General features: G+C 68.2%; 25 protein-coding genes. 13 read left to right on the top strand and 12 right to left on the bottom strand.

The features are described from left to right. Positions 1–82: 82 nt before the first annotated feature. The 3 genes from MicroSTF_RS18810 (at position 83) to MicroSTF_RS18800 (ending at position 2326) form a co-directional block, all read left to right on the top strand. Complete coding sequence (locus MicroSTF_RS18810) at positions 83–1306, top strand: MFS transporter (protein WP_167253539.1); 1224 nt, start codon at positions 83–85, stop codon at positions 1304–1306. A gap of 202 nt (positions 1307–1508) precedes the next feature. Continuing rightward, on the top strand, positions 1509–2012 hold the full coding sequence (locus MicroSTF_RS18805) for an SRPBCC domain-containing protein (protein WP_322957754.1): 504 nt from the start codon (positions 1509–1511) through the stop codon (positions 2010–2012). Then, positions 2009–2326, top strand: coding sequence for an ArsR/SmtB family transcription factor (locus MicroSTF_RS18800; RefSeq protein ID WP_021198423.1), 318 nt, complete (start codon positions 2009–2011; stop codon positions 2324–2326). The genes MicroSTF_RS18805 and MicroSTF_RS18800 overlap by 4 nt, the downstream gene beginning before the upstream one ends. A 4-nt stretch (positions 2327–2330) precedes the next feature. Here MicroSTF_RS18800 and MicroSTF_RS18795 read toward each other — a convergent pair whose 3' ends face one another. Continuing rightward, positions 2331–2885 carry a MarR family winged helix-turn-helix transcriptional regulator gene (locus tag MicroSTF_RS18795; protein ID WP_021198422.1) on the bottom strand — a complete coding sequence of 185 codons (555 nt, stop codon included), beginning with the start codon at positions 2883–2885 and terminating at the stop codon, positions 2331–2333. Beyond that, entirely contained in the window at positions 2885–3127 is a 243-nt protein-coding gene (locus MicroSTF_RS18790; RefSeq protein ID WP_021198421.1) for a hypothetical protein, read from the bottom strand. Before MicroSTF_RS18790 ends, MicroSTF_RS18795 begins: the two co-directional genes overlap by 1 nt. A 128-nt stretch (positions 3128–3255) precedes the next feature. Between MicroSTF_RS18790 and MicroSTF_RS18785 the strand changes: the two genes are divergently transcribed. Beyond that, entirely contained in the window at positions 3256–3699 is a 444-nt protein-coding gene (locus tag MicroSTF_RS18785) for a MarR family winged helix-turn-helix transcriptional regulator (protein ID WP_322957750.1), read from the top strand. Between the two features lie 66 nt (positions 3700–3765). Next, positions 3766–4092, top strand: coding sequence for a hypothetical protein (locus tag MicroSTF_RS18780; RefSeq protein ID WP_021198419.1), 327 nt, complete (start codon positions 3766–3768; stop codon positions 4090–4092). Between the two features lie 155 nt (positions 4093–4247). Here the strand turns inward: MicroSTF_RS18780 and MicroSTF_RS18775 are convergent, their stop codons facing one another. After that, positions 4248–5000, bottom strand: coding sequence for an SDR family NAD(P)-dependent oxidoreductase (locus MicroSTF_RS18775; RefSeq protein ID WP_322957747.1), 753 nt, complete (start codon positions 4998–5000; stop codon positions 4248–4250). Positions 5001–5269: 269 nt separating this feature from the next. Further along, positions 5270–6655: a formylglycine-generating enzyme family protein gene (locus MicroSTF_RS18770; RefSeq protein ID WP_322957745.1), complete on the bottom strand. Its 1386-nt coding sequence runs from the start codon at positions 6653–6655 to the stop codon at positions 5270–5272. Positions 6656–6772: 117 nt separating this feature from the next. Between MicroSTF_RS18770 and MicroSTF_RS18765 the strand changes: the two genes are divergently transcribed. The 3 genes from MicroSTF_RS18765 to MicroSTF_RS18755 all read left to right on the top strand — a co-directional run bounded on the left by MicroSTF_RS18765 (position 6773) and on the right by MicroSTF_RS18755 (position 9656). Then, positions 6773–7162, top strand: coding sequence for an ArsR/SmtB family transcription factor (locus tag MicroSTF_RS18765; protein ID WP_029260134.1), 390 nt, complete (start codon positions 6773–6775; stop codon positions 7160–7162). A gap of 2 nt (positions 7163–7164) precedes the next feature. Next, the gene (locus MicroSTF_RS18760) at positions 7165–8142 is read left to right on the top strand and encodes an SRPBCC family protein (protein ID WP_021198402.1); all 978 of its coding nucleotides are present in this window, start codon (positions 7165–7167) and stop codon (positions 8140–8142) included. Between the two features lie 161 nt (positions 8143–8303). Continuing rightward, positions 8304–9656 (top strand): flavin monoamine oxidase family protein, encoded by a 1353-nt coding sequence (locus MicroSTF_RS18755; RefSeq protein ID WP_029260132.1) that lies wholly within the window; start codon positions 8304–8306, stop codon positions 9654–9656. Here the strand turns inward: MicroSTF_RS18755 and MicroSTF_RS18750 are convergent. The 8 genes from MicroSTF_RS18750 to MicroSTF_RS18715 all read right to left on the bottom strand — a co-directional run bounded on the left by MicroSTF_RS18750 (position 9647) and on the right by MicroSTF_RS18715 (position 14433). Further along, entirely contained in the window at positions 9647–10372 is a 726-nt protein-coding gene (locus MicroSTF_RS18750) for a Pr6Pr family membrane protein (RefSeq protein ID WP_029260131.1), read from the bottom strand. The two genes, MicroSTF_RS18755 and MicroSTF_RS18750, sit on opposite strands and share 10 nt — an antisense overlap. A gap of 92 nt (positions 10373–10464) precedes the next feature. Continuing rightward, complete coding sequence (locus MicroSTF_RS18745) at positions 10465–10854, bottom strand: DoxX family membrane protein (protein WP_021198399.1); 390 nt, start codon at positions 10852–10854, stop codon at positions 10465–10467. 29 nt (positions 10855–10883) lie between these two features. Then, entirely contained in the window at positions 10884–11645 is a 762-nt protein-coding gene (locus MicroSTF_RS18740) for a ribonuclease H (protein WP_322957739.1), read from the bottom strand. 58 nt (positions 11646–11703) lie between these two features. Then, positions 11704–11964: a hypothetical protein gene (locus tag MicroSTF_RS18735; RefSeq protein ID WP_029260129.1), complete on the bottom strand. Its 261-nt coding sequence runs from the start codon at positions 11962–11964 to the stop codon at positions 11704–11706. Positions 11965–12059: 95 nt separating this feature from the next. Next, positions 12060–12395 (bottom strand): hypothetical protein, encoded by a 336-nt coding sequence (locus tag MicroSTF_RS18730; RefSeq protein WP_021198396.1) that lies wholly within the window; start codon positions 12393–12395, stop codon positions 12060–12062. Positions 12396–12459: 64 nt separating this feature from the next. Further along, complete coding sequence (locus MicroSTF_RS18725) at positions 12460–12765, bottom strand: protealysin inhibitor emfourin (protein WP_029260128.1); 306 nt, start codon at positions 12763–12765, stop codon at positions 12460–12462. Beyond that, positions 12740–13810, bottom strand: a complete 1071-nt coding sequence (locus MicroSTF_RS18720; RefSeq protein WP_029260127.1) for a M4 family metallopeptidase — start codon at positions 13808–13810, stop codon at positions 12740–12742. The genes MicroSTF_RS18725 and MicroSTF_RS18720 overlap by 26 nt, the downstream gene beginning before the upstream one ends. 179 nt (positions 13811–13989) lie before the next feature. Next, positions 13990–14433: a hypothetical protein gene (locus MicroSTF_RS18715; RefSeq protein WP_029260126.1), complete on the bottom strand. Its 444-nt coding sequence runs from the start codon at positions 14431–14433 to the stop codon at positions 13990–13992. A gap of 163 nt (positions 14434–14596) precedes the next feature. Between MicroSTF_RS18715 and MicroSTF_RS18710 the strand changes: the two genes are divergently transcribed. From MicroSTF_RS18710 to MicroSTF_RS18690, 5 genes are all read left to right on the top strand, one after another. Next, the gene (locus MicroSTF_RS18710; RefSeq protein WP_051671179.1) at positions 14597–15913 is read left to right on the top strand and encodes an ABC transporter substrate-binding protein; all 1317 of its coding nucleotides are present in this window, start codon (positions 14597–14599) and stop codon (positions 15911–15913) included. A gap of 2 nt (positions 15914–15915) precedes the next feature. Continuing rightward, positions 15916–16878, top strand: coding sequence for a carbohydrate ABC transporter permease (locus tag MicroSTF_RS18705; protein WP_051671178.1), 963 nt, complete (start codon positions 15916–15918; stop codon positions 16876–16878). Further along, positions 16875–17819 (top strand): carbohydrate ABC transporter permease, encoded by a 945-nt coding sequence (locus tag MicroSTF_RS18700; protein WP_081860178.1) that lies wholly within the window; start codon positions 16875–16877, stop codon positions 17817–17819. The genes MicroSTF_RS18705 and MicroSTF_RS18700 overlap by 4 nt, the downstream gene beginning before the upstream one ends. Beyond that, positions 17816–19453, top strand: coding sequence for an amylo-alpha-1,6-glucosidase (locus tag MicroSTF_RS18695; RefSeq protein WP_315071365.1), 1638 nt, complete (start codon positions 17816–17818; stop codon positions 19451–19453). The genes MicroSTF_RS18700 and MicroSTF_RS18695 overlap by 4 nt, the downstream gene beginning before the upstream one ends. A 122-nt stretch (positions 19454–19575) precedes the next feature. Next, positions 19576–20892 carry an ABC transporter substrate-binding protein gene (locus MicroSTF_RS18690; RefSeq protein ID WP_029260121.1) on the top strand — a complete coding sequence of 439 codons (1317 nt, stop codon included), beginning with the start codon at positions 19576–19578 and terminating at the stop codon, positions 20890–20892.

The following is a 20892-nucleotide window of genomic DNA, read 5'->3' as shown; positions in this document are numbered from 1 at the left end:
CGCAGGCGGCCGTCGGCGTCCGTGGAGCCGGGCGCGGATTCCGTGTGGGCAGAGCCCCTCGTCGCCCCGTACGATCGTAGACATGGCTTCAATCGAATCGATTCGACGATCCGTGCCGGATCAGGCGTCCCGGCGCGCCCGCATCGCCGTCTCCGCGCTGTTCCTCACGAACGGGGCCCTGTTCGCGAACATCCTGCCGCGTTACCCGGAGATCAAGTCCGCGCTCGGGCTGGACAACCTCGGCTACGGCTTCGCGATCGCCGCCTTCCCTGCCGGCGCCATCGCTGCCGGGCTCTTCGCGGCGGTGCTGATCCGGCGTTTCGGGTCGGCGCGCATCGCCGTCATCGGCACCGTGCTCACGAGCCTCGGGTTGCTGTCGGCGGCTCTCGCGCCGTCCGGGGTGCTGTTCGCCGTCGCGCTGTTCCTCGGTGGAGCATCCGACGCCATCACCGACGTCGCACAGAACGCCCATGGCCTGCGGGTGCAGCGGCGCTACGGGCGTTCGATCATCAACGGCTTCCACGCGATCTGGTCGATCGGTGCGGTCCTGGGTGGCGCGATGGCCGCAGTCGCGATCGCGTTGCAACTGCCGCTCGGTGTGCACCTGGGCATCTCCACGGCCGTCTTCGCCACGGTCGCTCTCGTCGCCCTGCGGTTCTGCCTCCCTGGCCGTGACGACGAGGTCGCCGATGAGGCGGCGGTGGAGCCCGTCGACCTCGCTGGTGCGGTGCGCCGCGGTGTGACCCCGCGCACCGTGATCGCGATCATCGCGCTGACCCTCATCGCGATGGCGGGTGCCGTCGCCGAGGATGCGGGGAACTCGTGGGCGACGCTGTACCTCGCCGATTCGCTCGGGGCTGCCGCGGCGATCGCGCCGCTCGGCTTCATCGCCCTGGTCGGCGCGCAGTTCGTCGGCCGGATCATCGGCGATCCGCTCACGGATCGCTTCGGGCAGCGGTGGGTCGCCAGGGTCGGCGGTCTCATCGCCGCGGCCGGCATGACGCTTGCGCTCGCGTTCCCCACCGTGCCCGGTACGATCCTGGGTTTCGCCGCCGTCGGATTCGGCATCGCCACTCTGATCCCCGCGGCCATGCATGCCGCGGACGAGCTGCCGGGGCTGCGGCCCGGCGTGGGGCTCACGGTCGTCTCGTGGCTGCTGCGCCTCGGTTTCCTGCTGTCCCCGCCGTTCGTGGGATACATCGCCGAGAACGAGAGCCTGCGTGCCGGGCTCCTCGTCGCCCCGGTCGCCGCTCTCGTCGCCGTGTTGCTGGCGGGGTTCCTGGAGAAGCGCCGACCGCGCAGCTGACCTCCGTCTCTGAGATGCGGGTGTCGTTTGGATGTCGGGAGGGCGGGTGCAGGGTGTTCTCGCAGCGATTCGTCCTGCATTCGGGAACGCTCCCGCCGCCTGGCGCGGCTGGGGATCTTGCGTGCAACCCGGGGGTTGCGCAAGAGGATCGCATGTGCAACTCTAGAGTTGCAGCTGGCCGATCGGCCGGCGAGGCATGTAGGTGACCACGAAAGGACCCATCATGGTGAACATGACCCACAACGAGGCATCCGTCGTCGATGAGGAGACCTTCTCCGTTCGGCGGAGCATCCAGATCGCAGCCCCCGTCGACAAGGTGTGGCGAGCGGTGGCCGAGCCCGAGCACATCTCCCGCTGGTTCGGGCGCACGGTGCTGGAGGGTGCGGGCGTCGGAGCCACCGGCACGATGACCTTCCCCGACTACGACGTGATCCCGTTGCGCGTCGAGGAGTACGACGAACCGCGACGCATCACCTACCGCTGGAACAACGACGATGCGCTCGGGAAGCTGCCGGAGAGCATCGACGAGTCGACCTCGACCGTGTTCACCTTCACCCTCGAAGAGGCCGACGGCGGCACCAGGCTCACGGTCGTGGAGAGCGGATTCGAGCGCACGTCGGATCCGCTCTCGAACCTCGAGTCCCACCGCACCGGCTGGGACCTGGAGCTCGACAAGATGGTCGCACTGGTGGAAGGCGAAGCGTGACCACGGAGACTCTGCTGCCCATGTTCGCGGCGCTCGCGGACGAGACGCGCTGGAGCATCCTGACGGCTCTCGGCGAGGGGGATGCGTCGGCATCCGCCCTCGCCGGGCGCCTTCCGGTGTCTCGGCAGGCGATCGCGAAGCACCTCGCCGTCCTGCAGGAGGTGGGTCTCGTCGAGCCGGTACCGGTGGGGCGCGAGGTGCGTTTCCGTGTGGTCGGCGCCGAGCTCTCCGCCACTGCCGCGAGGCTCGATGTGATCGGGCGCGAGTGGGACCGCCGCCTCGCCGCGATCAAGCAGATCGCAGAGGGGCTGTAGGGCGTCACTCCGCGGCTTCGGAGCCTTCCTGGTCGCGGATCACGTCGCGAAGCTCCTGGTCGAGGTCGGACGCCTCCTCGATCGCGGCCGTCATCCCGGCGAGGAACCGGGTGACCACGGCACGTTCCTGATCGGAGAGCTCGTCGACGAGGGTCAGCATGCGGCGATGCATCGCGCCGAGGGTGGCGCGCACCTCTTCGTCGCTGCTCACCGTCGGGACCACGACGCCCGCGCGGCGATCGGTGGGGTGCGCCTCTCGGCGGACGTGGCCGCCCTTCTCCAGGCGGTCGATGAGCGTGGTCGTCGATGCGGTCGAGATGTTGAGCATCCTGGCGATGTCGATCGGTCGCACGATCCGCCCGGCGCGCTGTTCCCTGAGCAGGAATCGCAGCGCCATGAGGTCTGTCTCGTTCATGCCCATCGAGGAGCGCGTGCGTGCGCGCATGGCGGTCTCGGCTGCGCGATAGCGTCGCAGCATGTTGAGCACGTCGACGGTGCTGGCGCTCTCTCCGTCCGGATACCAGTAGCCCGAACGTGCGTACTCCTGGGAGTCGTTCATCAGGCGACCACCTCTCCGCCGTCTGCGCTGAGCGCCGTCTCGCGTTCGAGCATCTCGACAGCCCCTGTTGCGACCTCGGCGGGGACGACGAGCAGGAACCCGCCCGTGATCGCATCGTTCTCCGCGGTGATGATGCGCGCGATCCGCTCGCGACCGGCTGTGGGGAACTGCTGGTGCAGCTGGTCGAGCAGGTCGGCGTAGCGGACGTATCTCTCATCCTTGAGGTCTATTGGATCGACCATGACGTCCCTTCTCGTCGTGATTCCATCCTCTCATCGTCGGAAGCGCCTGATGATCGCACATTTTGCTAGACAGTCCAGTAATCAGCTCGTCGAGGTAACATGGGGCGGCGGAGATGGGGAGTGGTGACATGGGGCAGAGGCTGGAGATCGCGACACCGGAACTCGCGCGAGAGGTGGATGCGCTTCGCCGTGCCGACGCGCGGCTCGGGCGCCGGCTCGCTGCGGGGCGCCAGCCGAACGAGACTGATCGTGCCGCCATGCGTCTGATCGCGGAAGCGCCCGCCGATCGTCCGGTGACCCCGCGGGATCTGGCCGGGCATCTGGGCGTGAGCACCGCCGCGGTCACGTCGGTGCTCCGTCGACTCGCGGAAAGGGGCCAGGTGGTCGTCTCCACCCATCCCCAGGACGCGCGTTCGAAGATCGTGCGCCCGTCGTTGCGTGACCTGAATTCTCCCGCCGACGAGATCTCGCGGCGGGTCGAGGGGATCGAGAGCGAGTTCACACCCGACCAGCTTGCGGTGATCTCACGGTTCCTGCGACGTCTCACCGAGGAGATCTCGGACCTGACCTGAGCCGACTTCCAATTAGCTAGCTAAACTAGTAATCTATTTTCCGAGAGATAAATCGGAGGAGGAGTCATGGGTCAGCTCAGCTATGCCGGAGAGTCGCAGACGTTCGAGGTCGACGACGAGGTGCTCTCTCACCTCCGTCTCGTGGCGGTCACCAAGCTTCGCCGCGGCGAGTCGTTCCCGCTCACGCTGCGTGTCTCGGACTCGCGCACCGAGACGCTGTGGATGCACGCCTCGATCCCGGTCCGCTTCACGATCGACGCCGACGTGGAGCTGCAGCGGCCGGTGCTGGTCAAGATGATGGCTGCGGCGAGCGGAGCCGGGGGCCTCGACCTCACCGACATCGACTTCACGCCGCTGAGCTCCTCCGCGAGGGTGATGCACGCCGTCGCCTGACGACAAGCTCGCCTCCCTCGCCGATGCACTCCTGGGCAAAGCAGTGCAGCTCGCGGGCGGGGGAGGTGCGCGGCCACGCAACCGGGGGGTTCGCGTCGCCGCTTCTGACGCTCGGCCATCGAGAATCGGGTCCCGATGGCCGAGCGTCGATTCTGTCAGAGGGCGGTGTATCCGCCGTCGACGAGATGGTAGCTGCCGGTGATGAAGCTCGCGGCGTCGCTGGCGAGGAAGGCGATGAGGTTCGCGACCTCGTCGGCCTGGCCCAGGCGTCCGATCGGGTGCTTGCTCACGAGGAACTCCTTCGCCTCGTCGCCCATGTTCGCGAGCAGCGGGGTGTCGATGAAACCGGGACCCACGGAGTTCACACGCACGCCCTTGGCGGAGTACTCGAGCGCCGCCGACTTGGTCATGCCGACCACGCCGTGCTTGGCGGTGACGTAGGCGGGGGAGCCGGCGAAGCCGACGCTGCCGAGGATCGAGGCGATGTTCACGACCGAGCCGCCGCCGTTCGCGAGGATCGAGGGGATCTGTGCCTTCATGTTGCGGAAGACCGCGTTGAGGTTGATCGCGATGACCTTGTCCCACGCCTCGTCCTCGTACTCGGCCGTCGGAGCGCTGGCGCCGCCGATGCCCGCGTTGTTGACGCCGATGCGCAACGGGGCGAGCGAGTTGGCGAGTTCGATGGAAGAAGCGATCCAGGCCGCATCCGTCGCATCGCCGACTGAAGCCTCTGCCGTGCCGCCGGCAGCGCGGATCTCTTCGACGACCGCGTTCGCGTGCTCCGCGTTCAGGTCGTTCACGACGACGGATGCGCCGTTCTTCGCCAGCAGGAGAGCGGTCGAGCGTCCGATTCCGCTGCCTGCTCCCGTCACGATCGCCGAGCGGTTCGAGACGTCGTACTGAGCCACGAGTGACTCCACTTCCGGGCGGGCGCGGTGCCGGGAGATCTTCTCGGACGGTCCGTCCTTCACTCCAGCCTACGCCTCAAAATGTGGAGTGGATTCACGTGAATGGATGTCGGCGACGCGAGGCCGTCGGCACCAGCGGACTCTGCCGGAGCAGGCGAGCCCGACGAGCCTGGCCGGGGCGGTCGTTGGTCGCGCCCGTCGCCGCGGAGCGTCCTCGACCGATCGGCGAGGACGCTCCGCGGCATGTGGTGGACGGTCTTCGTCGCCGTTCAGAGCACGCGCACGAGGCGGAATCCGAACATGTTGGTCGCGGTCTCCGACGAGTAGTAGGCGCTGCGATAGTCCAGTCGCAGATTCTGGGGCTGATAGTTCCACGCGCCCCCACGCACGACGGGGAACGGTACTCCGCCGTCATGCGGGCTCCCGTCGTTCGCTGCGGCGGAGAGATCCTGTACCCAGTCGTCCGCGACGAATTCACGCGCGTTCCCGGTCACGTCGTACAGCCCGTACCCGTTGGGCGCGAAGCTCGCCACCGGCGCGGTGTACGGGTAGCCGTCGTCGACGCCGGTGCTGTCCCAGCCGAATCCGTTGGTCTCCTTCGACGAGAGGTCGAAGCTGTTCGCGTATTCGTTCACGCGAGAGAGGTCGTCACCCCAGTAGAACGTCGTGGTCGCACCGCCACGCGCCGCCCACTCCCATTCATCTTCGCTGGGGAGTCGATAGGTTTCCCCCGTCTTCGCACTGAGCCATGACGCGTACGCGTTCGCATCTTCACGCGTGATCGCGACGACGGGAGAATCGGCCGTCTGGGGGAATCCAGGATTCAGGTAGTCCAGCGCAGCGTTGAACTGCATGGCGGAAGGATCCTGCGGGTTCCACCATCGAGCTCCACCGCGAGGACGATACTTCGTCTCTTTGACGAACGCACTGAACTGACCGACCGTCACCTCGGTCGTGCCGAAGGCGAGTGCCTCACTGATCGTGACGTCGCGCTGGGGCGTCTCGAAATCACGACGGTTCTCCGGGACGTTCCAGATCTGCTGTTCCTCCGCTGTCGCCCCCGCAACGTAGTCGCCCTTCGGCACCACGACCATCTCCGGGAGGCCGGGAAGATCGCGGAACACCGTGCCCGGCTGCGTCTGAGCGCTGACATCGGCGCGCGATCCTTCCACTCGCGCCGGGCGGGTCTTGTCGCGCTTCTTCAGAGAGTCGTCCATCGAGGCCACGCGGTACTGCCATTCCGCCACAGAACCCTGAAGGAACATCACGGAATCGAGCACGCCCGGTTGGTATCCGGGCTGCGTGGCGAGATCGAGCAGATAGGTGGATTCCACCTGAAGCCGCTCCAACGCCGTCTTGAAGCTCTCGTACTGCGGGATCCTCGAGCGATCTTCGTCCAGAGCGAGGATCGCTTCGTTCACGGCGGGAACGACGGCGCCATAGGTGGTCTTCGCGTCGGATCGCCACACCAGCGACTCCTCGAGATCGTCGAGTGCGCGATGGGCGGCATCTGCTCCACCGCGACCCATCGGGGATTGGGCGAAGACCGGCGTGGTCGAGGTGGCGACGAGAGCCAGCGTCAGAGCGACCGCGGCGGAGACCCGCACCGCCGTCGTGGAACCCTGCGTCGGCCCGGGATCAATATTACGTAACATGTTAAGTGTTCCATTCTGTTGATCGGGGAGTATACCCACCCCGTCTATGGCGCGAGAGTGCGATCTCGACACTTTCCCTCTTGACACACCCGCTCCGCGGGCATAACGTACAACCAAATGGTTGCACAAAGAGAACTGAGCGAAGCGGAGGTCGACCGTGTCTTCCACGCACTGGCGACGTCGACCCGGCGCGACATCCTGCGCCGGACGATCGAGCGTGAGCAGTCGGTCTCGACCCTCGCCTCCGAATACGAGATGTCGTTCGCCGCGGTGCAGAAGCACGTCGCCGTGCTCGAGGCCGCGAACCTCATCGTCAAGCGCGCCGAGGGACGCGAGCGGCTCGTCCGCGCGAACCCCGAGATGATCGCCCGCGCCAGGGCGCTCCTCGCCCGATACGAAGAGCTGTGGCGGTCGCGCATCGCCCGACTCGACGATCTGCTGGCCGAGACGCCTCGGCCCGGCTCATCCGACACCAGCGACACCACGAAGAACGAACAAGGAGACTGAACATGCCTGTCACCGACGTCACCACCGATGCCGAGAACCTGACCATGACCGTGGTCGCCGACTTCGCGGCCCCCATCGACCGCGTCTGGAGCGCGTACTCCGACCCGCGTCAGCTCGAGCGGTTCTGGGGTCCTCCCGGATGGCCGGCCACCTTCACCGCCTGGGACCACACCGTCGGCGGGCGTGCCGTCTACTCGATGAACGGTCCGCGCGGCGAGAAGTCGTCGGGTGCGTGGGAATTCGTATCGATCGACGCGCCGCACGGCTTCGAGGTCATCGACTCGTTCGTCGATGAGGAGGGAAAACCGCTCGACGGATTCCCCGCACAGCGGATGTCGTTCTCGTTCGAGCCCACCGCCGAGGGCACCCGTATGGTGACCACGAGCCATTTCGACTCCGTCGACGCGCTCGAGCAGGTCGTCGAGATGGGCCAGGTCGAAGGCATCAAGATGGCGATGGCGCAGCTCGACACCGTGCTGCAGGATCTCCGCGAGTACGCGCAGGGCAAGGGCACACGGGTGGAGCTGCTCGACGACACCCACGTGCGCATCACCCGCCTGGTCGAGGGGCCGCGGGAGCTGGTCTGGCGCGCGCACTTCGAGCCCGAGCTCATCCGCAAGTGGATGCTCGGACCCGACGGCTGGGAGATGACGGAGTGCGTGGCCGCCACCGAGGTGGGCCAGTCGTACCGGAACTCCTGGGCGCCGGTCGGCGACACCGAGGGGCAGCCGTTCGGGTTCGAAGGTGAGGCGCTGCTGATCGACGCCCCGCGCCGGGCGGTCAGCACCGAGCGGATGCAGGGCATGCCCACCGAGACGCTCAACGATCTGAACCTGTATGAGGAGGACGGCGCGACTCTCGTCACGCTGCTCATCGAGTATCCCGACAAGGAGACGCGCGACATGATCCTCGCCACCGGCATGGCCGACGGCATGGAGTCGTCGTTCGCCCGCCTGGAGCGGGAGCTGCTCTCCGTCTGACGCTGCATCTGCGCGCACGCAGTCGCCGTTTCAGGCGTTCACGCCGGGTCAGGCCGATCTCCCCCGAGACGGCCTGACCCGGCGTTTCGGCCTGACCCGGCGAGGCCGAGCATCGAGGCGCCACGCCTCCACGCAGGTGTTCGGGATAAGGTGGCGACACGATGAGGATCACGCGCCGCACTCTGCTCCTCGGCGCCGGAGCCGGTGTCGCTTCGGTGCTTCTCGCCTCCTGCACCCCGGAACCGGCACCCACGCCGACGCCCACTCGCACGCGCGAGCCCGAGCCTCCGCCCGGTGTCCCGGCGGCAGCCGGCAGCATCCGCAGCACCTGGACCACCGATCCGTTCGCGCTCGGCGCCGCCAGCTTCACGCCGGTGGGCGTGCTGGCCGGCACGCGTCTCGCGCTGGGGAAGCCCGTCGACGGGCGCCTGTTCTTCGCGGGGGAGGCGACGGATGAGGATGCTCCCGGAACGGTGCGCGGCGCGATCAGCTCCGGTGCGCGCGCGGCCGAGGAACTCCTGATCCCGGCGACCTCGGGAGAGCGTGTCGCCGTCGTCGGCGCAGGGCTCGCCGGAGCCACCGCTGCCGCTCTGCTCGCCGAGGGAGGGCTGGAGGTGACGGTCTTCGAGGCCAGGGATCGCGTCGGTGGGCGGGTCTACTCCCGCGTCGACGAATCGTGGCCCGTGCCGGTGCAGCTCGGCGCCTGGCTCTTCGGCCCAGACGACGCCGACGTGCTCGACCGGATGAGCGAGGGAGAGGTCGGCGTCGTCGAACTGGCCGGCGAGATCTGGCGCGGACCCGACGGAGCTGTCGACCCGGTCGACCCTCAGCCCTTCGACGCGGCGATCACGACGGCACAGGCCGCGCCCGAAGACTCCTCGGTGGCTGATGCTCTGACCGCCGCCGGAATCGATACCGCCGACCCCGCGACGACTGCGCTGCTCGCGATCCTCGCCGCCCGCACCGGTGCCGGAGCCGACGAACTGTCCAGCTGGTTCGCGCCGCCACTGCCGACAGGCGACCCGAAGGCGGCGACCGGCGACGTCACGCCGTTCATCGAGCAGGCCCTCGACGGCGTCAAGGTGGGGCTCAACTCCCCGGTCGCTCGCCTCGCGTACGACGACTCCGGAGTGAGCGTGCGCCTCGGTACCGGAGAGGCGCTGTCGTTCGACCGCGTGCTCGTGACCGTGCCGCTGGGTGTGCTCCAGGACCGCAGCATCGAGTTCGACCCACCCCTGCCGTTCTCCAACCGCGGTGCGGTGTCGGCGCTCGGCATGGGCGCGATCGAGACCGTGTGGCTGCGGTGGGACGAGCCGTTCTGGGAGAACGAAGAGGCGATCTGGCACGCGGTGGGCGCCGATGTGGTGATCCCGACCTGGATCAACCTGCGACCCGCGACCGGCGAGAACGTGCTCGTGGGCATCGTGGGAGGTGCCGCGGCCGCCGAGTTCGCGAAGCTCGACGAGGACGAGGCCATCGAAGCGGCCCTCGCCTCGCTGGCCCTCTACGTCTGACCGATACGTTCACCGATCGGCGCCTGCTCGGGTGTCGGGGTCTCGGAGCTCGCGTCGACGTCCACGCGCAGTCGTCTCGGCAGCGGCATGCGGCTGACGAGCACGAGGACCGTGGCGACCGCGGCGAAGGTGCCGAGGGCGATCGCCGACGAGAGGATGAACTCCATCGGGCCGCTCACCTGCCGCGGGTCGAGGAAGTAGTACGGGTACCAGCCGATGAGCGGCCCGCGGATCATGGTGGCGACACCCCAGATCACCGGGTAGGCGAGCGTCACCGGGATGACTCGCCAGGAGACGGAGCGGTGGCCGGGTGCCAGTGCCCACGCCGCCACCGTCACGGCGGGGAGCCAGAAGTGCAGCACCTGATCCGACCAGGGCACATCGATGCGGATGCCGCGGATGCCGGCCTGCCAGACCAGGATGGCGAACACGAGTCCGGCGGTGATCGTCCAGGTCAGCACGAGCGCCAGGGCGACCGTGAGCCAGCGCGGATCGCGAGCCGTGCGCAGGGCGATGACCCCCGCGATGCTCAGCAGCACCACGAACGCGATGTTCGACTGGTTGGTCAGATATGCGAAGAAGTTCTGGCTCGCGATGGTGTTCGACGCCAGTCCCCAGGCGAGTCGATGGATGAGTGCGACCAGGCAGACGGCGGCAGCGCCGAGGCGGAGCAGGCCGAAGACGGTGCGGGCCTTCACCGCTGCGTCACCACCCATTCCGTCATCAGCCGAGTCTACGGACCGCAGCTCGGAGGACCCGTCATGCGCGGAGGGTCAGCGTTCTGGTGGTGGAGAGGACGTGGTGTGAGTCAGCGTCGGGGCTCGCGGGTCGACCACAGGGCCAGCGCGACGAGCACGGGCTGGAAGAACAGCCGCACGAAGCGCTTCATGTCCGTGTCGAGCCCGAATCCGTCACGGTGGTGCATCCACTGCGCCACGTTGCCGGGAAACACAGCGACGAAGAACAGGGCGGCGAACGTGCCGACCGCACGTCGACGGCGCCGTGCCAGCAGCAGCGCGGAGCCGAGCGCGACCTCGGCCACGCCCGAGGCGAGCACCGTGGTGTCGGGGTCCAGCGGCAGCGACTCCGGCACCTGCGCCTGGAACTCCTCGCGGGCGATCGTGAGGTGCGAGACCCCCGCGAAGACGAGGGAGGCGCCGAGGAAGATGCGGCCGATGGTGCGGGCGGGAGTCGACATGATGCGAGTGTACGCCTCGGTCGCTGCGCTCAGATCAGGCGGCGGAGCGCCTCTTCGAGCGAGACACCTTGAGCCTCGGCGCGGTCGCGCAGCCGCGCGTGCTCGTCGGACGAGAGCGGGATGCGCAGCTCGATCGGGTCGTCTTCCGGCGCATCCAGGCCGTCGAGGAGATCGGATGCCTCGGCCCACAACGGCTCGGCGGCGGCGGACGCAGCGGTCGGGGAGGCGGCGGAGGCCATCGTCGGCGAGGCCGCCCGAGCGGGGGCCGACGAGGGGGCGGAGGCGGCGACCGGCGCCGACGCGGCGACCGCGGCTCCGGCATCCGTGCCGCGGGTGAAGCCCGGTCCTCGACGTGGTTCCTGCTTCGCCTGGTATGCCTTGGCCGCGGCGTTCGCACGTTCGTCGGCGGCCTCGTTCAGCGGGTGCCCCGCGTGCCCCTTGACCCAGGAGAACTCGACGTCACGGCCGCGGATGGCCTCGTCGATGCCCTCGAGCAGGTCGCGGTTGAGCACGGGGCCGCCGTCGGACTTGCGCCAGCCCTTGCGCTTCCAGCCCGGCATCCACTTCGTCACGGAGTCGATCACGTAGCGGCTGTCGCATTCGATCAGCAGTTTCTCGTCGGTGCCCGCCGTCGCGAGCAGCAGTTCGAGCACCGCTCGCAGTTCCCCCTGGTTGTTGGTGCCGTGCGGCGATCCGCCGGCCGCCCAGTTGTCGTCGTCGATGTACCAGGCCCAGCCGTTGGGGCCGGGGTTGCCCAGGGCGGAGCCGTCTGCGGCGGCGGTGATCGTCATCCCTCAACCGTAACGGTGAGCGCGACGTCGCCCTGTCGCGTGAAGGGCGAGCAGTCGGTCAGTCGCCTTCGGGGTCGTCGTCCAGCGGCTCGTCGTCCAGCGGCTCGGCGTCACCGGTCGAGGCGGCCTCGGGGACCGGGGGCGCGACCGGGAACAAGACCGAGCTCAGGTCGCCGCTGGTCTCCGCGCCGAGACCGATCGACAGCGGATCGACGACGGGTGCGGTGTCGAGCACCTCGGACTCGGAGCGCTCGAGCGGCTCCGAGGGCAGCACCCACTGGTTCTCTTGTTCTTCAGGCTTCTGCTGGAACAGTCCCATGAGTTCCATTGTGAACCCGAGCCGCCGTGAGGAGGCCGGATTCACACGGGATTGATCGGATGCGGCGCCGGTGGTCGTCGCCGACGTCGTGGCTGTCAGGCCGAGGCCGCGCGCCGGAAGGTGAAGTATCCCGAGACGGCGCCGTGATTCACGACGCCCGTTCCGGTGCTCATCACCCGATCGGATGTGGTGGCGCCCGATCCGACGAAGGCGTATCCCGTGTGCTCGAGGCGCCAACCGACTCTCTCGACCTCGCTGAGGAAGTAGCCGACGCTCTCGTTCTGGAGGTAGTCGTTCGCCGCCGAACCCCAGGACGACGGGGCACCGGTGAGGCGGCTGACCTCGACGTGCAGGTGCAGGAGAGGGTCGCCGCGGGTGTGTGCTTCGCGTGCCGCACCGAGCAGTCGTTCAGCTTCTTCTATCGTCAGCATGAGCCCCCTCTTCGTGTCGCCGTCGGCAGACGGCTCACCTGAGAGCGTACGTGGACTGACGTCGTCAGGCCGAGGCCGCGCGCACGGCTTCGACGAGTGCCCGCCAAGGGCCTTCGAGCGCGGAGTCGGGCAGTTCGCGCTCGCGCCGCTCGGACGGTGTGCGCGCCTGGATGCTCCACATGAACCGATCGGCGCCGGGTCCGCCGTCCCGCTCCTGATCCCACGGGCAACGGTCGATCAGATCGATCCACTCCGCCGCGTCGTCAGTGCCGGCTTCCACATGCCACTGACGGCGGATGCCGGCGATGCCGCCGGTGCGCACCACCGCGATCACGACCTGCGCGTCAGTCGGTGGAGGGGACTCGCTCATCCTCATAGACTCCCACGGTCGTCCACGCCCGTCGAGCTGCTGCGGCTGTGGCGGCATCGATGGCCGTGGCCGCGGCGACTGTCGCGTCGGCGAACTGCGTGAAGGTCGCGGTGCTCGACAGGCCTCCGGTGAGAGCGCGGTACCAGACTGTTCCCGCCCGCTCCCAGGCATTGCCGCCGAGATCGATCGCGAAGAGGGCGAATGCACGGTTGGGGATGCCCGAGTTGATGTGCACCCCGCCGTTGTCTTCGGTGGTGCGGACGAAGCCGCTCATGTGGTCGGGCTGCGGATCGCGGCCGAGCTCATCGTCGTCGTAGGCGGTGCCGGGTGCGATCATCGAGCGCAGCGCCGCGCCCTCGACGGCGTCGGTGAAGATCTCGGCACCGATGAGCCACGTCGCCTGGTCGGCCGTCTGGCTCAGGGCGTACTGCTCGGTCAGGGCGCCGAACACGTCGGCGATCGACTCGTTCAGGGCGCCAGGCTGCCCCTGGTACTCGAGGTTGGCAGTGTGCTGCACGACGCCGTGTGCGAGTTCGTGGCCGATGACCGTGAGCGAGCCGGTGAAGTGCTGGAACACCTCGCCGTCGCCGTCGCCGAACACCATGCGCTCGCCGTCCCAGAACGCGTTGTCGTAGTCGACGCCGTAGTGCACGGTCGCATCCAGCGGGGCGCCCGCGTCGTCGAGGGAGTTGCGGTCGAAAGCCGCGAGGAGCATCTCGAACGTGGCGCCGAGGCCGTCGAAGGCCTCATTCACCGCGGTGTCTTCGACCGGGGCATCGTCTTCGCCTCGCACGACCGCGCCGGGCAGCTGCTGCGTGTTGCCGGCGTCGCTGATCGTGCGGTTGGGGGCATCGGACAGCTGCGCCACGAGGTCGCCGTTCTCGTCGATCGACAGGTCGATGCGCGCGCGGAAGGGCGGTCGACCGGCGGTCAGCGTCTGTCTCGCAGCTGCGGCGGCCTTGGGGAATCGGCCTGACTCGGCCAGACGCGCGAGCAGGTAAGAGGGGACCACTCCATGACGTTCTCCGGATGCTGTGCTGCTCATGCTGCGACCCTACGCCGGGACGCCGACGTTCGTGTGGCGCGGGCGGGTTGCGGCGAGAACCGCGTCGGGCGGACCGGCGTGGGGCGGAGTTCTCTGTGTCGGGAGGAGCCGTGCCGCGTGGCTGTCCGCCCGACGCGGAGTTCTCCGCCGCACACGGTGCCGCCTCCCGGCGCGCGCCCTCAGTCGTTCTCGATGCTCAGCACGGTCGTGCGCAGGCCGTCGGACTCGTACTGCACCGGCATGCCCGGGTGGTCGATCGAGAACCAGAAGATGCCGTCATCGGTGTCGTACCGGCGGCAGGTGAGCGCACCGAGCGGGGTCGTCAGGCTCACGGTCGACACGCTCGTCGTGCCGGCGTCGAAGGCGGCATGGCCCTGCAGTTCCGCCCAGGTCACCCGATTCGACACGACGGCCTTGGGGTCCTCCGCTGCCCAGCGGTCGAGCGTCGCTCCCTCGTCATCGGTGTCGTGGAAGCGGTTGACGTGCTCGCCCATCGGTCCGTCGGGGCCTTCGAGCAGCAGGTGGATCACCATCCCCGTGCCGGTGGCGTCGCGGATCTCGGCGGCGGTGAACGGCGTCGGGAGGAGTCCGGGGCCGAGCAGGTGCGGATCGGGATCGGTCATGAAGACAGTCTGCGCCATGGTCCGGGCTGCACGTCACGGGATGGTCTCGATAGGCAGGTCCGTCGCCCCATTCCTTGACAGGATTGCGTTCTGTATACAGAATACCAGTACGCCCGAAGGGGCGATCCCGACCTGATCTTCCAATGATGAAAGAGGTAGCGAGATGGCACGTGCGAACGTGACGCGGTATCTGGCACTGGGTGCCGCCGGCGCTCTGGCACTCGGACTCGCCGCGTGCAGCGGTGGGGGTGGAGGAGGCGGTGGAGGCGTCGACGCCGACGGCAACGCCACCGTCGTCTGGTCGACCTGGGGCACGGCCGACGAGCTCACCCGCTACGAGGAGTTCAACAAGGACTTCATGGAGCGCCACCCCGACATCACCGTCAAGCTGCAGCCCGTCGCCGACTACGGTGACTACCACTCCAAGCTGCTCGCACAGCTCACCAGCAACACCGCGCCCGACGTGTTCTACGTGGGCGACGACAAGATCGGCCAGTTCGTCGACTCGAACCGGCTCATGCCGCTGAGCGACCTGATGGACTCGAAGGACAGCAAGACGAAGAAGGATGACTTCTTCCCCGGGCTCTTCGGCGCTGCCGAGAACGACGGCGAGGTGTACGCCGCCCCGAACGACTCGAACCCCGACGTGTTCTGGTACGACAAGCAGGCGCTGGCGGCCGCAGGGATCACGGAGGACCCGGCGACCCTCGCCGAGAACGGCGAGTGGACCACCGACAAGTTCCTGGAGATGAACGAGAAGCTCCACGACGCGGGCCTCACCGGCACCATGTACTGGAACTACTGGGCGACGCACTGGAGCTGGCTCTCGTCGCAGGGCCTCGATGCTCCCTATGACGATTCCGGTGCCTTCGTCGCGAACAAGGACGCCGCCACCGTCGAGTCGGTGCAGCAGCTCGGCGACCTGTTCGAGGACGGCACCTTCGTCGTCGCCGACACCCTTCCTGACGGTGCCGGCGCCGACAGCGTGTTCGTCACGCACAAGGCCGGCTTCTTCGTGCAGGGCCGCTACACGATCGGCACGGTGGATGCGACGGGCGAGCAGGACAGCTACGACATCGTGCAGTGGCCGACCCCTGACGGCGAAGCTGCTCCCACCGGCGTGGCGACCAGCTTCCTCGCGATCAACGGCAAGACCAAGGTGAAGGACGCGGCGTTCACGTTCTGGACCGAGTTCCTCTCCGCCGAGGGGCAGACCTTCCGTCTGCAGGGCGGCGGCAACGCGGTCCCCTCGATCAAGGGCGCTGACGAGGTCGTGCTCGAGGACGACTATCCCGCACACGCCCAGACCTTCCTCGACATGCGCGACATCGGGTTCGAGGACTACCCCGCCGAGGCGCGCGTGCCCGGTCTGCCGACCGCCATCGCCGACGAGTTCCTGAAGCTGTACCAGGGCAAGGCCGACGCGCAGGAGACGCTCGACACCATCGCCGACGTGGTCAAGGAACGGTCGGAGAAGTAGGAGTGAGCACTCTCACCGAGAACGGGCGGATGCCGCAGGTCACCCCTGCGGCATCCGCCCCGCCCCTGCGCAAGGAGGCGCTCTGGCGTCGCCGCGACCGGCTGTGGGGGTACGTCTTCGTCGGCCCCCAGATGATCGGCATGGGGCTGTTCGTCGTGCTGCCGTTCGCCGCCAGCCTGGTGCTCGCTTTCGCGGACTGGGACGGGCTGACCGATCTCACCTGGGTGGGTTTCGCCAACTTCGCCGATCAGCTGACCGACCCGCTCCTCGGTCGGGCGATCCTCAACACGCTCATCGTCGCGATCGTCACGGTCCCCATCGGTCTCGGCCTCTCGGTGATCGTCGCGGTCGCGCTCGAGAAGCTCAAGACGCGCACGCTCTACCTGATCCTGTTCTTCGCCCCCGTGGTGACCTCGACGGTCGCGGTGGCGATGATCTGGCAGCAGATGTTCCGCTCCGACGGGCTGCTGTCCACGACGATCTCGAAGGTCTTCGGGGTCACCCCGCCCGACTGGCTGCAGGACCCGAAGCTGGCCCTCCTCGCCGTCTGCATCGTCACGATCTGGTCGTCGATGGGCCTCAACGTCGTGATCTTCCTCGCCGGATTGCAGAACATCTCACCCTCGGTGATCGAGGCGGCGCGCATCGACGGTGCCGGCCCGTGGCGGCTGTTCACCAGCATCCGCCTGCCGCTGCTCTCCCCGATCGTCTTCTTCTCGTCGGTGGTCGCGTTCATCTCGTCGCTGCAGACGTTCGACACGGTCTATGTGCTGGTGCAGGACGCCGGCCCCGACAACGCGACCCGCACGATCGTCTACCACATCTTCGATCTGGGCTTCGGGCGGTTCGAGTTCGGTCCGTCCAGCGCCGCGAGCATCATCCTGCTCCTGCTCACGCTCGTCATCACCGCGGTGCAGTTCGGCGCGCAGAAGAAGTTCGTCCACTACGAGGATGACCCCGCATGAGCATTCAGACGCCCCCGCTGACCGGCCCTGCTCCGGCCACGGACTCCACCATCGCGATCACTGCGCCCGGCTACCGGTCCCGTGGCCGTGGTGGCCCCGCCGTCGACCGCGCACGCCGCCGGTTCGGTTCGACCCTGCTGCACGTGGTGCTCGTGGTGGCAGGGATCGGCATGGTGTTCCCGTTCATCTGGATGCTGCTGACCTCGTTCAAGACCCTGCCGCAGCTGCTGAAGAACCCGCTGCAGTTCCTCCCGGATCCCTGGACGTTCGACAACTACACCCAGGCCTGGAACGCGGTCCCGTTCGGCCAGGCGTACCTGAACAGCGCGTACATCGCGATCCTCGTGGTGGTCGGCACGCTGCTCACGGCGTCGATGGCGGGATATGCGTTCGCGCGCATCCGGTTCCGCGGCAGCAAGGTGCTCTTCATCGTCTTCCTCGCGACGCAGATGATCCCGAAGCAGGTGACGCTGATCCCCTTCTATCTGCTGATGTCGAACCTCGGCTGGGTGGATTCGCACCTCGCGCTGATCGTCCCCGGCATCATGGCGAACCCGTTCGCGGTGTTCCTGATGCGGCAGTTCGTGCTGGCTCTGCCGCGTGAGCTGGAAGAAGCGGCGATCGTCGACGGTGCCGGTCGCTGGCGCATCTTCTGGAGCGTCGTGCTCCCCAACCTGAAGCCCGGCCTCGCTGCCCTCAGCATCATCGTGGCGCTCGACGTGTGGAACGCCTTCCTGTTCCCGCTCGTGCTGTTGAACTCGCCCGACCTGTTCACGGTTCCCCTGCTGCTGAACGCCTTCGAGGGGCAGCAGGGCTCGATCAATTACGGACTCGTGATGGCGGCCTCGGCGATCGCGACCGTGCCCATGCTGATCGTGTTCGTCATCGGCCAGCGGAAGATCCTCAACAGCATGGCCGCATCGGGACTGGGAGGGCGATGATGACGGATGCCGCCGCCCTCGCCGGCCGTCACCTCGATCTGGCCTCGGCGCCGTTCACGTTGCCGCGTTCGCGCGTGCTCGTCTTCCGCGCGGAGGACGGGAACGGTGTGCGCGTGCACACCTCGGAGTATGAGCGGCGGCTCTCGGAGTGCCGGGTGCTGGATGCGCTGATCATGGTGGACGCCTCAGGCGAGGCGCGTGCGGTGACCGACGTGCATCCGGCGCGAGTGACGTTCGGCGCTGCTGCGGCGACGCTGACCTTCGCCGATCCGTCGACGCTGAGCCTCGGCGGAGAACCCGGGTCGCGGGTGCGGCTGCGGCGACCGGACGGGAGTGTCGAGGAGCATCCGCTCGGTGACGGTCTTCGCCTCCGCATCGATGCTGACCGCACTGTCACGGTCGAGCCCGGCGACCACGCGGCGGCGCTCGCCGCGACCGAGGCGATCTGGACCGACTGGTTCGCGAAGTGCCCGAGTGTGCGCGGCGACCTGCAGGAGATGACGGCGTTCTGCTGGTGGGTGCTCGGCGCGAACATCGTCGAGCTGCCGTCGCTGGGCGATGCCAGGGCGATCGTGCCGTCGAAGATCGGCTACGTCGGGCTGTGGCAGTGGGATGCGTACTTCATCGCCGTGGGACTGCGACACGGCGACCCGGAGCTCGCGCGCGAGCAGCTCGACATCGCGTTCCGGTTCCCACAGCCCGACGGCCAGCTGCCCGACGTGGTGCACGAGCTCGGAGTGCTCGCGACCAGCGACGACCTGCCCGAGAGCGACCGTGCGAACCTGCGCAGAGCCGGATCGCAGATCGCCGACCCGAGCGCCCCCGTGCCGCTCACCAAACCGCCGCTCGCTGCCTGGGCGCTGCGCAAGGTGCTCGAGGCCGAGGACGCCCCCGACTACGCGCGCCGGCAGTTGACCCGCATCGTCCGCTCGCAGGACTGGTGGTTCGCCGGCAGCGACCTCGACCACGACGGGATGCCGGAGTACGGGCACCCGTACTCCTCCGGGCTCGACGACAGCCCGATCTTCGACGGTCCGCTGCCGACAGCGGCTCCCGACCTGGGTGCGTACCTCGTGCGACAGGACGTGGAGCTCGCGGACCTGCTGACCCGCTATGAACCGGATGCCGACGTCTCGCGGTTGAGGGAACGGGCCGAGAGCACGCAGGAGCGGCTGCTGCGCATGTGGGATCCGGACCTCGGGCGATTCCTCGCGTATGGCGGCGGGGAGCCGCAGCTCAGCGACACGGTCGTCGGGTTGATGCCGCTGCTCACGGGCACGTTGCCGGCGCCGATCGCCGAGGCGCTGCGCCAGGCCGTCGACGACCCCGAGCGCTTCGCCCTGCCCTGGGGGCTGCCGACGGTCGCAGCATCGGATCCCGACTTCTCGGACGAGCGGATGTGGCGCGGACCGGTGTGGGTCAACACGAGCATGCTGGTCGCCGAGGGGCTGGAGGCGTCGGGGTACCCCGAGCGGGCACGGGAGCTGCGCGAGCAGACCGTGGCCCTCGTGATCCACGGCGGCGGTCCGCACGAGTACTTCAACCCGCACACAGGTCGGAAGGCGCGTACGGCGACCACCGCGTTCGGCTGGTCGGCTGCGCTGTTCATCGACCTCGCCGTGCAGCTCAGCTGACGGCATCCGTTCCGGTCGCGATTCCTGTCGCTTGCCGGGGCGGCGACCGACAGGAACGGCGACCGGAACACTGCGGAACTCGATTGTATTCAATATTCATTTCAACGACGAAGGAGTCAGACATGAAGAAGAAGCTCACAGGGATCGCCGCGCTCGCGGCGGTCGGGATCGCGCTCGCCGGATGCGCCACCGGAGGAGTGCCGACCGGAGGGTCCGACGCGGTCGCGCTGGACCCCGACGCGAAGCTCGACGGAGAGATCACCGTGTGGTCGTGGGATGTCGGAGCCGTCGCCCTGGAGCGGCTCGCGGCCGACTTCGAGAAGGCCCACGAGGGCACGACCGTGAAGGTCGTCGACGTGGGCTACGACAACGCCTATGACAAGATGTCGGTCGGCTTCCAAGCGGGCACCGGCCTGCCCGACGTGGTCACGATCGAGACGGATGCCGCCCCCGGCTACATCACGCAGTTCCCGAAGGGGATGCTCGACCTGAACCCGATCCTGGGCGGTGATGAAGTCGACTTCGACCCGTTCAAGTGGTCCGCGGGTTCCGATGCCGACGGGTCCTTGCGCATCGCTCCGTGGGACTCCGGCACTGTGGCGCTGTACTACCGCACAGACATCGTCGAGCAGGCGGGCGTCGACATCGAGGCCGCGGCGACCTGGGACGATCTGATCGCGGCGGGCAAGGTCATCAAGGAGAAGACCGGCCACACGCTGCTCTCGACCGACCTCTCCGCCGGTGGCGGCTTTCAGATGCTGCTGCAGCAGCTCGGGCAGGGGCTGTTCAACGAGGCGGGAGAGATCACGCTCGACTCGCCGGAAGCCGTGCGCGTGCTCACCATGCTGCAGGAGATGAACGAGGCCGGTCTCATCAAGAACGTCACCGGATGGGACGGCCGGGTCACCTCGGCGAAAGACGGCGACTCCGCCGTGACGGCAGACGCCGTCTGGTGGATCGGCACGCTCCAGGGCGACGCCCCCGAGCTGAGCGGAAAGTACGCCGTGCTCCCGCTCCCGGCGTTCGACGAGGGCGGTGCGCGCACGTCGAACAACGGCGGATCCGGCCTCGCGGTGCCGGCGCAGGCGAAGAACCCGCAGCTGGCCGCGGCGTTCGTCGACTTCGTGCTGGCGGATGCCGACAACCAGGTGTCGATGATGACGAACGAGGGACTCTTCCCGTCGTACCTGCCCGCACTGGAATCGGACTACTTCTCGAAGCCGGTCGAGTACTTCGGCGGTCAGCCGGTCTACGAGACCTTCGCAGAGCTCACGGCCCAGATCCCGCCGATCGTCTACACCTCGGACAGTGCAGAGGCCTCGGACATCGTCGCCAACGCCGTCGCCGCCGCCGTGCTGAACGGCGCCGACCCCGCCACCGTGCTCGCCGATGCGGCCGCGCAGCTCGCCACCTCCACCGGTCGAGAGGTCGCGAAGTAA

It is taken from the genome of Microbacterium sp. STF-2, from assembly GCF_034650155.1.
GTDB lineage: Bacteria > Actinomycetota > Actinomycetes > Actinomycetales > Microbacteriaceae > Microbacterium > Microbacterium maritypicum_A.
This window is presented reverse-complemented; position numbering and strand designations above follow the sequence as displayed.